This window comes from Aridibaculum aurantiacum (genome assembly GCF_017355875.1).
In the GTDB taxonomy this organism is placed as follows: domain Bacteria; phylum Bacteroidota; class Bacteroidia; order Chitinophagales; family Chitinophagaceae; genus Segetibacter; species Segetibacter aurantiacus.
In genome coordinates, this window is the sequence record NZ_JAFEWC010000004.1 from 351,863 (window position 1) to 364,058 (window position 12,196).

Sequence of the window (12,196 nt, forward strand, 5' to 3'; positions counted from 1 at the left end):
GCCGCTCATTTAGCCTTCCCTTTATCTTTGCCGCAAAATTTACTACATGCTACAGGTGAACTATATCCGTCAAAACCGTGAAACAGTACTGGAAAGACTGGCTATAAAGAATTTTAAGAATACTGAACTGGTGGATGAAGTGCTGAAGCTGGATGATGAGAGAAAGCGCCTGCAGAATGAGTTTGACAGTAACCAGGCCAAGGTGAACAGTGCTTCTAAGGAAATAGGTAACCTGATGCGGACTGGCGATAAAGATGGTGCGGAAGCCCTGAAGCAGGAAGTAGCCACCATTAAGCAAACCCTTGAGCCGCTGAAGCAGCAAATGGCGGATGTAGAAACACAACTTCAAAATAAGTTGCTGCAGCTACCTAACCTGCCTTCACCGTTGGTGCCTGCAGGTAAAACTCCTGAAGACAACGAAGTAGTAAAGGAAGGTGGAGAAAAACCTGTTCTTCACGAAGGTGCACAGCCTCACTGGGAACTGACAACAAAATATAAACTCATCGATTTCGAATTAGGCACAAAGATCACCGGCAGCGGTTTTCCTGTATATACCGGCCAGGGTGCGCGGCTACAGCGTGCGCTGATCCAATACTTTTTAAATTTTAATACTGCTGCTGGTTACCTGGAGTACCTGCCGCCGTTCATGGTAAATGAAGACAGTGCCTATGCTACTGGCCAACTGCCAGACAAAGAAGGCCAGATGTACCATGCAACTGCAGACAATTTTTACCTGATACCAACAGCAGAGGTGCCTGTAACTAATGTTTACCGCGATACCATCTTGAAAGAAGATGAGCTGCCGGTAAAGATGACGGCTTATTCTCCTTGCTTCAGGCGCGAAGCTGGCAGCTATGGTAAAGATGTGAGAGGCCTGAACCGCTTACACCAGTTTGAGAAGGTAGAGATCATTCAACTGGCGCACCCGGAGAAAAGCTATGAAGTGTTGGAAGAAATGGTGGCGCACGTAGAAAGACTGGTGCAGTCCCTTGAGTTACCTTACCGCATCCTGCGCCTTTGCGGTGGAGATATGAGTTTTACCAGCGCTCTTACCTACGATTTTGAAGTATACAGTACAGCTCAGCAGCGTTGGCTGGAGGTGAGCAGTGTGAGCAACTTCGAAAGCTTCCAGAGCAACAGGATGAAGTGCCGCTATAAAGACGCCAACGGGAAAACGCAGTTGGTGCACAGCCTTAATGGTAGCTCTTTAGCACTACCACGTATAGTAGCTGCTATATTAGAAAATCATCAGAAAGAAGATGGCATTCATTTACCTAAAGCACTGCAGCCGTATTTCGGCAAAGAGGTGATCAGCTAAACGAATTCATTTTCTGCGACATAGATAAGTTTTTTATAGAAGTCACCACAACACTGGTGGCTTCTTTTTATTTATTGATTTCTTATTCTACCACAAAGTAAACTTCAGCAGGTAATATTATCTTAGCCAAAACCCCTGCATGAAAAAGTGGCTCAAGCGAATTATTTACTTCGTTCTCTTCCTTTTCATATTCCTGAATATTGTAGCAGCCTTCCATGCCTACAAGTTCACGCGCTTCTACGAAAGCGATAAAGCCTATACTAAGAAACCTGAACAGATGTCTGGCTGGGAAAAGACGAAGGTGATACTCTTCGGGGTGGATTATGTAAAACGCCCAATTGTAGATAAGCCATCAATACCTTATGAAGATGTAGTACTGCGCACCAGCGACGACCTGGATCTGAAAGCATGGTATGCACCTGCATCAAACGCTACCGGAACCGTCATCATGTTTCATGGACATGGAGGTACACGTAGTGGCGTATTAAGTGAAATGAAAGCTTTTCATGAATTTGGATACAACGTACTGGCTATAGATTTTAGAGCACATGGCAAAAGTGATGGGAACACTTGCACCGTGGGCTATCACGAAGATGCAGACGTGATGGCAGCATATGAACATATAGCAGCTAAGGGAGAATCAAATATTATCTTGTGGGGAATATCAATGGGTGCTGCGGCCATTGCACGCACTATGGCAGAACATGAAAATATAAAACCAAAAAAAGTAATTCTTGAAATGCCTTTTGCCACACTGGAAGAAGCAGTGGAAGCAAGGCTTAGAATGATGAAACTTCCTGAAGAGCCTTTTGCTACTTTACTAACATTCTGGGGCGGGTTGCAAAATGGCTTCTGGGCGTTTGGCCACCGACCTGTTGATTATGTAAAAGAGATCAATACTCCTGTATTGGTGCAGTGGGGCAGGAACGACAGCCGTGTATCAGAGTCTGAGACAACTTCTATTTTTGAAAATATACCTACCGAAGAAAAGCGACTGGTAGTGTATGAAAATAGTGGACACGAAAGCTTGCTGCGTAAAGAGCCAGCCAAGTGGGTGACTAATGTGGCAGCGTTTCTTGCTCCCGGGTCTAAATAGGAAAATTATTTCTTGATGGTGATCTTGGTGCCTACCGGGATGATATTGAATAGCTGCTTTACGTGCTCATTCTTCAGGCTAATGCAGCCAAGCGTCCAGTTCTGGTAGCGGTCTACTGCATAATCTTCGCGTGGCCAGGTGCCGTGAATGCCGATATCTCCACCAATCTTAGCATGTGCAGGAATCAATCCCATCCGCTTACGCTGGTTGAACTTTTCTACATCTACAGCGGTAGGATAATCCAACGCCATATACCTGCACCACTTGTTGTGCACTCGTTTTGCAATGATGGTGAAAGTGCCTTCTGGCGTTTTGCGATCTCCCTGTATCAGTTTATCTCCCAGGTCATCGTTGCCTAAAACAATAGGAAAACTAGCTAGCCAACCTTCTGAATCGTAAACATTTAGTTCGTAGTCGCTTTTATCAACAATGATGTAGTAGGCACTTTTACTATAGATGGCAGCAAAGAAAGAAGTGTTGGTAACCAAGATGGTGGCTAGTACAACAAAAAGGATCAATCTGCTCTTCATACCGGGGGGGTGGCTTTTCTTATGAATGTTGGTTGAAATTAACTCCTGGATGTTTTAAAGAGTTGGGGATTCACAAAATTTTACAAACAGCTGATGCAGCAGTATCCGATAAACGAAAAGTTGTATTTGTAAACTATTATAAATAAAGTGCCTTGATCAAATAAAAAACCCGGCACTATGTCCGGGTTTAGATTTTATTGATGTTTTACTATTACCAGTTGCTTAAACGTATACCTACACTATAAGGATATTGTTCAAGACCTCTTTCGTGTAGCGGTGTCATGCTGTAGCTACCAAACAAGCGGATCGGTCCTATACCCAGTTCACCTGTGTATGCCAGCCTGAATTGTTCAAGATCAAAATTGCCCCTGATCTTTTCTTTTCCTCTTTCGCCGCTTACTTGTTTGTTGCGGCTGCCAACAAGGTAGCCTGCAGTAATACCTGCACTAAAGCTTAAGCCTTTTTTATGGCCAGGCATGGTGTTGAAGTTTAGCATAAGTGGCACTGAAAGATATCCTGTGTACAGCTTATTCTTAGTGAAGTTTATACTATCTCTAAATATGTAAGAAGGCGACTTGTGATAGCTGATATTGTTCTCGTACCTGAAGTTGAACATTTCTAAACCAACACCATACTTCAGGTTTACATAACCTTTGTGGATGTTCAGTCGCTGCATCAATACCCATATGTTTACGTTGGTCGTTTTGCCGGTGCGCAGCTTCAGGTCGTCTTTTGTAAAAGGCTGCTCGTTTGGCCTGATAGGGCGCAGGTAGTCATTAGCTGCCGGGCTGCCATATTGTGTTCTGTCTACTACATTGGCAAAACCAATGTCTACTATCCACCAGTTAGTGCTGATAGCACTTGATCTTTTTGGCTCCTTTTTTTCTATCACTATATCACGCGATGAAGAGCCTGGGCGGTTCTTTTTGATAATGGTGAAGTTGCCTATTCTTACTGTATCGGCATTGCTTGTAATGATAGTTGTGTCTGATGTTGCAGTTGTTGTATCTGCCTGGGCAAAGGATGATCCCACAGCCAGTAAGGCTGCCATTGCTAAATAAATCCGTCTCATGTTTTTTTGGTTTTTTAAATCTTGAAGGTCTATTTACCTTTTAATTTGAAGTTCGCTATGCGTATGATGTTGTCTCCATCGGTATTCTCTTCTTTTTTGTCGAAGAGGGTGGAGGCTTTACGTAAAATGCTTTTGAGCTTATTCTTATTGATCTCGGCGGCGCCTATATAGATCGTCTTGCTGGTCTCATCCTCATCCTCAATATCTTTATAAACTGCATTGTGCACTATAGGCTGTTCTGCTTGGGTAGATGGTTTATTATTTACTACCACTACCTGGTTATTCGCATGCTGAGGATTACTGGTTGTATTAACTTCTGATGGTTCTTTGCGTATAATGGCAGCCATCATCTCTTCAGTTGGCGGAAGCAATTTTATTGGCTTCTCCTCATTTTTTTGAACCACTATTTCGGTAGATCTTGTGTCCTTTCGCTGTTGTATGTTTTTGGCAAAAGTTGTTTCTACAGGCTTCACCACTTCAGCTGGTGATTCGTTTGTAGCAGGTTTTTCTGTGGTTTCCGCTTTCGCTAAGTGCCCGCTTGCTGCAGGTGCTACAGGTTGTTGTTCTACTTTTTCAATCTTCTGAGGCTGAACGTTTGCCACAGCCGGCTGCTCAATATTTTCGTCGTTTACAAGTAACCATGCCGCTGCTACCAGGAACAATATTGCGGCTGCCACACTCATTTTAAACCACACCAGTGGCACCACCCGTTTCGTTTCTTCGTGCCTGTACAGCTCTTTTTTATTAGGATAAACTATGTCTTCAGCGGGTAGTACGGTTTGTTGTAGCTGTGTATACTCTTCCTGCAGGTTAGGATGTTGCAGGATGAAAGTTTCCACTGCTTCCTTTCCTTGTTCTGAAAGCTCGTTGTCTATAGCCAGTAAAAAATACTCCTCATAATTGCTGGAACTGATACCCGGGTTGTTCCTGAAAAGCTCCTCTTTATCCTCGAAAGTGATGTCCTCAGGCAGTAGCACCGACTGCTGCAACATCTCCAGCTCTGATGCCAGGTCCGGGTTCTGTTGTACAAAGGCTTCCACTTCTGCACGTAGTTCGGGAGCTAGTTCCCTGTCTACATACAGTAGAAAGAATTCTTCGTAGTTATGCCTGTTTATACTCACGCTTCTTCTTATTTAAAAGTTCTATTCTCTAATCTAAAATCTTCAATCAAAAATCTTCAATCAAATCACGTTCTCCGGGCTTACCAGGTAATTGCGTAATGCTATCCTTGCACGGTGGAGGTATACTTTTACCTGGCTTTCGTTTAGCCCGGTTATCCTTCCTATTTCTTCGTAATTGTAACCTTCATAATCTTTCAGCATCACCAGGCTACGCTGTGTTTCGTTTAGCCTGTTCAGTGCTTCCATCAGTGCTTTTTTTACCTGTGGCGTTTGCTGGTGTTGTACACCTTTGGTTGTTTCAGTAAAATCTTCCTGCAGGTTTATCCGCTTTACTTTCCTTAAGTGGTCAATCATCTGGTTGTAAGCTACCGTGAACAGGTACGATTTACTTTTATCAAACTCCACCGATTCTCTATGACGCCACATCTTTTCAAATGCTGATTGTACAATATCACGAGCATCCTCCTGGTGCCTGAGGTTCTTTACTATAAACCGGTACACGTTATCCGAATACAGGTTCACACACTCATTATATTGTTGTTCCGTCATAAGAAGCAGCTATGCTTGTTGTTGGTTTTGTAGTTGTACGCGCACAAAAGTAAAAAGTTACAGCTGGAGGTAAAAAAAGTAGAAGTTTATTAGCCATTTGCAGGAAGAGCGTGTGTACAGGCGGATGCGCGGTATGAAGAGGCGGATGAACGGGGGAAAAAATGAAAAATGAAAAATGAAAAATTAAAAAGGGAGGGAGGTTGGATGCTTTCATCCCGTTAAACACAGATGCAGCCATGGGGAAACTCTCTTACCTTTACCGGCATCAAAAATTGCTGAAATATGAACGAGAACTTTGTACAACGTATACAAGCTGAATTGCAAGAGATTGACCAGGCGGGGTTATTCAAAAGAGAAAGGATCATCACCAGTGAGCAGGGGCCGGAAATAACCGTAAATGGCAAAACTGTTTTGAACTTTTGCGCTAACAACTACCTGGGGCTTTCTTCCCATCCGAAAGTGATAGAGGCCGCACATAAAGCTATCGACAGTCATGGATATGGCATGAGCAGCGTGCGTTTTATATGCGGTACCCAAGACATACATAAAGAACTGGAACAAAAGATCGCGAACTTTTTAGGTACAGAGGATACCATTTTATATGTAGCTGCCTTTGATGCAAACGGAGGTGTTTTTGAACCACTGTTCAACGAGCAGGATGCCATCATCAGCGATGCGCTCAACCATGCATCTATCATAGATGGTGTGCGGTTATGTAAGGCACAGCGTTACCGTTACGAGCACAATAGCCTGGAGGACCTGGAAGACAAACTGAAGCAATCGCAACACCTCCGCAGCCGCGTTATTGTTACCGATGGATCATTTAGTATGGATGGAACCATTGCGCAGCTGGATAAGATATGCGACCTGGCTGATCAATACGATGCCATTGTAATGATTGATGAAAGCCATAGCAGCGGATTTTTGGGTAAGACCGGCAGGGGGACCCATGAGTACCGCGATGTAATGGGCAGGATAGACATCATTACCGGCACATTGGGTAAAGCACTGGGTGGCGCCAGTGGCGGATTTACCAGCGGAAGAAAGGAGATCATTGAAATGTTGCGCCAGCGCAGCCGTCCTTATTTATTTAGTAATACAGTTGCTCCAAGCATTGTAGGTGCTTCCATAGCTGTATTTGATATGATAACAGAAACCACTGAGCTGCGTGATAAGCTGGAAAGAAACACGAAGTACTTCCGTAAAAAAATGACCGCTGCTGGATTTGATATCAAACCCGGCGACCACCCGATCGTTCCAATCATGCTGTACGAAGCAACGGTTGCACAGGAGTTTGCCGCTCGTTTGCTGGAAGAAGGTGTTTATGTTATCGGCTTCTTTTATCCTGTAGTGGCCAAAGGACTTGCACGTATACGTGTGCAATTAAGTGCAGCGCACGAAATGCATCATTTAGATAGCGCCATTGCTGCCTTCACAAAAGTTGGAAAAGAAATGGGTGTGCTTAAAGGTTCGGCGGAGGTATCAACGCCTGTTAATGATGAAGAATTAGAAGCATCTGCTGAAAAAGGGATGTAATAAGAAAGTTTCAATATATGAAGGAGGAGCAGTTGCTTCTCCTTTTTTATTTATAGATGCTTTAGAGGTGCAGCTAAAACAATGCACCTGGTAAATGAATAGCTTTGCGAAAATTTTTTACACAGATGAAATATGCTTTTATAGCAATTATGGTATGCATTGTAGCAGGCTGTAATCAAAACAATGTGAACGTGGATGATAGCCTGGGAAAACATTTTAAAGCGCACAATGTTACCGGCACTTTTGGATTACTGGATAATGGTAAAGCAGAGTTTACTGTTTATAACCTAAGCCGGTTTAGAGACAGCGCCTACCTACCTGCTTCTACTTTTAAAATTGTGAATTCATTGATTGGAATAGAAACAGGAAGAATAGTAGATGAGAACATGGTGATACCCTGGGATGGACAACAGCGGGAAATACAGAACTGGAACCAGGACCTGAACATGACACAGGCTTTCAAATTTTCTTCGGTGCCATACTACCAGGAGGTGGCGAGGCGCATAGGAAAAGATACTATGCAGCGCTGGCTGGATTCACTCGGTTATGCTTCACGCTACAGCCGTGCTGAAATAAAAACAGTTGATAACTTCTGGCTGGATAATTCCATTAAAATAACTGCAGATGAGCAACTTGGGCTGGTGAAAAAATTATACTTTGATGAACTGCCTTTTCAAAAGAGAACAACCCGCATAGTAAAAGAAGCAATGGTGATGGAAAAGAATTCTAACTATATTCTTGCTTATAAAACCGGGCTTGGTAATACTGAAAATGGAAATGCTTTAGGCTGGATCGTTGGCTGGATAGAAGAGAACAAGCATCCATATTTTTTTGCAATGAATGTAGAAGGACCTGCTGATACAGAAATGGTGAAGGTGCGGATGGATATCTTGAAAAAGACACTCGACCAGCTGGGCTTCCTGAAAGGCAATATGTAAATGGTTCATTTTTTGTTTACCTACCACAAATCATTCAGTGCTTCATGGCATTTCAAAATTTAGAATACCTGCTTGGTCTTTTGCTCCTGGTCCCTATCACGCTGTTGTTCGTTTTCCTGCTTAGGTGGAAGCGTAAAGTAAGGAAGCAGATAGGCGATGAAGACCTGGTAAAAAGCCTGGTAAAAGATTATTCGCCTAAATATTTCAGGCTAAAGTTCTTTGTTTTCATTGCAGCGCTTGCGCTCTGTGTCATTGGCGCTGCTAATCTTCGCAAGCCTAAAGCCGGCGCATCTGGCAACAAAGCAGGTATTGATGTAATGGTGGTACTGGATGTGAGCAATAGCATGCTCGCACAGGACATAAAGCCAAACCGGCTGGAACGTGCAAAACAAGTGCTGAACAAACTGGTGGATCAGCTGGAAGATAACAGGATGGGCTTGGTGGTTTTTGCAGGACAAGCTTTTTTGCAAATGCCACTTACCGCTGATCTTGCTTCTGCAAAGATGTTCATTTCAAATGCCTCACCTTCTGCCGTGCCTGTGCAAGGAACGGTGATAGGCGATGCGCTTCGTTTGGCCAATGCCTCTCTCGATACAAAAGAAAGAAAATATAAAGCGGTCATTCTGGTAACAGATGGTGAAGATCATGATGAGAAAGTAGAAGCAGCATCAGATGAGCTGGCTGAATTTGGTGTAGTGGTTCACGCAATAGGTATTGGTTCGCCTGATGGCGCTCCCATTTTTGATGAAGTGATCAATGATTATAAAAAGGACCTGCAGGGAAACGTGGTTGTGTCTAAACTGAATGAAAAGGACCTGCAGCTGGTAGCACAAAAAACCGGTGGAGAATATGTTCTTTTCAATTCACCAGATGAAGTGGTAACGAGGATAATGAATGAACTAAACCAGATGGATAAAAAGCAGGTAGGTGGGGGAGAACAACGTTCTTACGATTCTTATTTCCAGTGGTTCCTGCTTGTGGCACTGGTACTGTTGTTGGTAGAAGTTTTTATACCTGAAAGAAGAATAAAATGGTTTGGCGCAAAATAATATATGGAACAATCTTCTGTTGTATGGCTGCTGCCAGCAATGGGCAGAATGATAAGGTGCTTGTAATGCGCGGTAACGAGCATTACAAGAAAGGCGATTATGATAAGGCTGCAGAGGCTTATAAAAAAGCTACTGATGTTAATTCGGCCAATGCGAAAGCACTTTACAATTTGGGTAATGCGCTGTATAAGTCGCAGCAGGCAGAAGCTGCCGCAAAAGCTTTTGAAGCAGCTTCAGAAGCTACCACAGATAAAGGTTTTATTTCACGCTCCTCTTATAACAAAGGCGTGATGCACAGCCGGCAAAATCAATTGCACGAAAGCATCGGCTCATATAAACAAGCACTAAAGCTTAACCCACAAGACGAGCAGGCACGGGAAAACCTGCAACGTGCATTGAATGAGTTGAAGAAACAACAACCGCCTCCGCCAAAACAAGATCAGAAAAACCAGAACCAGAGCAACAACCAAAATAAACCAGAACCAAAGCCACAGAACAAAAGCAAGCTGAACGAGCAACAGGCAGAGCGTATGCTAAATGCACTACGACAGGAAGAAAAACGCCTGCAACAAAACAAGCAAAGCAAACAGCGAAGTGGCAATATGCAAGAAAAGGATTGGTGATGCTAAGGCAAAAGTCAAAAGTCAAAATTCAAAAAAAGAAACAGATCAACTTAGAAGAACTTTAAACTTTAAACTTCAAACCTCAAACTTTCCTTACTTCCTGCCATGTCTTATACAGCACCTCCTGCGATGGGCGGCCGGGTTCTACTTCAGTAAGTGGCTCGCAAGGTGTAGCGCTTTCATGCATTTCTGAAGGAAGCATTTGGTACAGTTTAGTTCCTGCTGTTTTCCACGCAATCATTTCATCACTTACCTGCTTGATGATCTTAGCAGGATTTCCAACCACCAAACTTCTCGCTGGGATTTTTTTATCTGCTTTAATAAAAGCCAGTGCACCAACAATACATTCGTCGCCCAGTTCTACATTATCCATGATCACTGCATTCATTCCTACAAGGCAGTTGCGGCCAACAGTAGCGCCATGTATAATAGCACCATGACCAATATGAGCGCCTTCGTGTAGTGTAACTGTTACGCCAGGAAACATATGTATAGTGCAATTCTCTTGCACATTGCATCCGTCTTCAATTACTATGGCTCCCCAGTCGCCACGTATAGCTGCACCGGGTCCTATGTATACATCTTTACCAATGATGACGTTGCCTGTAACCACTGCTTGTGGATGAACATATGCCGATGGATGTACCACTGGCTTAAATCCTTTGAACTCGTAAAACATAATTATATGATGATTGACTGATGGGCTTGTACCTTATTACAAGCTACCATTCTGCATCTTTTCTAAAAACAGTTCCTTTAAATAATGCCACCACTTCCTCATTCCTTAGCACACTTACTTCGTATATAGCTATCCGGTTGCTGATGCTTTTTTGTTTTGCAATAGCTTGCAATACATCTCCGGGAAGAATGGGCTTTATATGCGAAATAGAAGTTTCTATAGATACTGCATGCCTGCCATTGCTATTGGATGCAAAAGCCAGCGCACTATCTGCAAAAGAATAACTAATGCCGCCATGCGTAATACCAAATCCGTTACACATCTCAGGCCTCACCTGCATCTGCAGTTTGCAATAGCCTTTACCTATGTCCACTACTTCTATTCCCAACCATTGCGAGAAGAAGTCTTTCTCCATCATCTGTGCAGTTATTTCTGCAGGTGTTTTCATGTGGCTTGGCTATGGGTTATTCACCTTTAAAAACAGGTGAGCGTTTTTCTAAAAAAGCATTCGTTCCTTCTTTAAAATCATTGGTGGCAGCTGCCTGCTGTTGCAGTTTATCTTCGTTCATAAGTTGCTCATCAAATGTGTGCGTGAGCGACCAATCCAAAGCTTTCTTGGTAAGGGCCAGACCACGTGTAGGCATAGCAGCCATTGTACGGGCAAGCTTGTAAGTTTCTTCGGCAAAGACAGAGTCTTCTATCACTTTATAGATCATGCCCAATCGCTCTGCTTCTGCTGCCGGTACTTTATCACCCAGCATCATTAGAGCTGTAGCTTTTTGCAGGCCTATCAGCCTTGGGAGAATATATGTGCCACCGCTGTCTGGTATCAATCCTATTTTACTGAAAGCTTGTATGAACGATGCAGATGCTGCAGCCACTACTATATCGCAACTAAGAGCAATGTTAGCTCCGGCGCCTGCTGCTACACCATTTACAGCTGCTATCACAGGTTTCTCCAGTTTCCTTATACGTGACACAATGGGATTATAATGTTCGCTTAGGATCCTGTTCATTCCTGGTCCTGAAGGATCCACTACTTCAGCAAGATCTTGCCCGGCGCAAAAACCTTTGCCTGCACCTGTTATGTAAACAGCGCGTACTGTTGATGCTTTACATTCATCCAGCCTCGCCTGCATTTCGAGCGCCATTTCGCGGTTGAAAGAATTAAGTTTATCCGGCCTGTTAAGTGTTATAGAAGCTACGCCTTCTTCAAGAGAGAAAAGAATACTACTCATGTATAAATATGGTTGACATTGTTAGAGAGCTGCAATCTACATTTTCCTGAACAAGCGAAAGAGCACACTTAAGATGATGCTTATTATGATCATGGTGGTGATGGGAAAGTAAAACCTGAAGTTTTCTTTTTCTACCCGTATATCTCCCGGCAGCCTGCCAAACCAATGCAGCTTGTTGTGAAAAAAGTAAATGAGTATACCCACCACTACTACTGCTATTCCTCCTATGATGATGTATTTACCTAACTGCTGGTTCATGTTTATTATAGATTTGAATTTTCAAGCCTTAGCCATTCCTGTTATAATCAATATCAGCATCTTGTCTTGTCCTGAAAAAAGTTGACCATTTTTTGTTTGTTTTTTTATTGCTACGTTGATGTTTGCCGTCAAAAAGATGCGGTGTCTTGCTCTGTTAAAGCGAGCCGCCCCCGCATCTCTTTAACTACT

At 43.2% G+C, this 12,196-nt stretch carries 14 protein-coding genes; 6 read left to right on the forward strand and 8 right to left on the reverse strand.

Features of this window, described 5'->3' with window-relative positions; translation table 11 throughout:
- Positions 1 to 46: 46 nt before the first annotated feature.
- A complete protein-coding gene (serS, locus tag J4N22_RS19770) occupies positions 47 to 1,318 on the forward strand; it encodes a serine--tRNA ligase (RefSeq protein ID WP_207497308.1) in 1,272 nt (423 codons plus the stop codon).
- Positions 1,319 to 1,457: 139 nt separating this feature from the next.
- On the forward strand, positions 1,458 to 2,414 hold the full coding sequence (locus tag J4N22_RS19775; protein WP_207497309.1) for an alpha/beta hydrolase: 957 nt from the start codon (positions 1,458 to 1,460) through the stop codon (positions 2,412 to 2,414).
- A gap of 5 nt (positions 2,415 to 2,419) precedes the next feature.
- On the opposite strand, the gene J4N22_RS19780 is transcribed toward J4N22_RS19775, so the two are convergent.
- The 4 genes from J4N22_RS19780 to J4N22_RS19795 all read right to left on the reverse strand — a co-directional run bounded on the left by J4N22_RS19780 (position 2,420) and on the right by J4N22_RS19795 (position 5,686).
- Positions 2,420 to 2,944, reverse strand: a complete 525-nt coding sequence (locus J4N22_RS19780) for a L,D-transpeptidase family protein (RefSeq protein WP_207497310.1) — start codon at positions 2,942 to 2,944, stop codon at positions 2,420 to 2,422.
- A gap of 211 nt (positions 2,945 to 3,155) precedes the next feature.
- On the reverse strand, positions 3,156 to 4,016 hold the full coding sequence (locus J4N22_RS19785) for an outer membrane beta-barrel protein (RefSeq protein WP_207497311.1): 861 nt from the start codon (positions 4,014 to 4,016) through the stop codon (positions 3,156 to 3,158).
- Positions 4,017 to 4,045: 29 nt separating this feature from the next.
- On the reverse strand, positions 4,046 to 5,137 hold the full coding sequence (locus J4N22_RS19790; protein ID WP_207497312.1) for an anti-sigma factor: 1,092 nt from the start codon (positions 5,135 to 5,137) through the stop codon (positions 4,046 to 4,048).
- A gap of 60 nt (positions 5,138 to 5,197) precedes the next feature.
- Entirely contained in the window at positions 5,198 to 5,686 is a 489-nt protein-coding gene (locus J4N22_RS19795) for an RNA polymerase sigma factor (protein WP_207497313.1), read from the reverse strand.
- Positions 5,687 to 5,968: 282 nt separating this feature from the next.
- Between J4N22_RS19795 and kbl the strand changes: the two genes are divergently transcribed.
- The 4 genes from kbl to J4N22_RS19815 all read left to right on the forward strand — a co-directional run bounded on the left by kbl (position 5,969) and on the right by J4N22_RS19815 (position 9,832).
- Entirely contained in the window at positions 5,969 to 7,222 is a 1,254-nt protein-coding gene (gene kbl, locus J4N22_RS19800; RefSeq protein ID WP_207497314.1) for a glycine C-acetyltransferase, read from the forward strand.
- A 125-nt stretch (positions 7,223 to 7,347) separates the two neighbouring features.
- On the forward strand, positions 7,348 to 8,160 hold the full coding sequence (locus J4N22_RS19805; RefSeq protein ID WP_207497315.1) for a class D beta-lactamase: 813 nt from the start codon (positions 7,348 to 7,350) through the stop codon (positions 8,158 to 8,160).
- 44 nt (positions 8,161 to 8,204) lie between these two features.
- Entirely contained in the window at positions 8,205 to 9,209 is a 1,005-nt protein-coding gene (locus J4N22_RS19810; protein WP_207497316.1) for a VWA domain-containing protein, read from the forward strand.
- A gap of 23 nt (positions 9,210 to 9,232) precedes the next feature.
- Positions 9,233 to 9,832 carry a tetratricopeptide repeat protein gene (locus J4N22_RS19815; RefSeq protein WP_207497317.1) on the forward strand — a complete coding sequence of 200 codons (600 nt, stop codon included), beginning with the start codon at positions 9,233 to 9,235 and terminating at the stop codon, positions 9,830 to 9,832.
- 82 nt (positions 9,833 to 9,914) lie between these two features.
- On the opposite strand, the gene J4N22_RS19820 is transcribed toward J4N22_RS19815, so the two are convergent.
- From J4N22_RS19820 to J4N22_RS19835, 4 genes are read right to left on the reverse strand one after another with little or no spacing between them, the layout of a single operon-like run.
- Positions 9,915 to 10,511 (reverse strand): acyltransferase, encoded by a 597-nt coding sequence (locus tag J4N22_RS19820; protein ID WP_207497318.1) that lies wholly within the window; start codon positions 10,509 to 10,511, stop codon positions 9,915 to 9,917.
- Positions 10,512 to 10,554: 43 nt separating this feature from the next.
- On the reverse strand, positions 10,555 to 10,959 hold the full coding sequence (locus J4N22_RS19825; protein WP_207497319.1) for a PaaI family thioesterase: 405 nt from the start codon (positions 10,957 to 10,959) through the stop codon (positions 10,555 to 10,557).
- Between the two features lie 16 nt (positions 10,960 to 10,975).
- Positions 10,976 to 11,749 carry an enoyl-CoA hydratase-related protein gene (locus J4N22_RS19830; protein WP_207497320.1) on the reverse strand — a complete coding sequence of 258 codons (774 nt, stop codon included), beginning with the start codon at positions 11,747 to 11,749 and terminating at the stop codon, positions 10,976 to 10,978.
- 36 nt (positions 11,750 to 11,785) lie between these two features.
- A complete protein-coding gene (locus J4N22_RS19835; RefSeq protein ID WP_207497321.1) occupies positions 11,786 to 12,007 on the reverse strand; it encodes a DUF2905 domain-containing protein in 222 nt (73 codons plus the stop codon).
- Between the last annotated feature and the right edge of the window lie 189 nt (positions 12,008 to 12,196).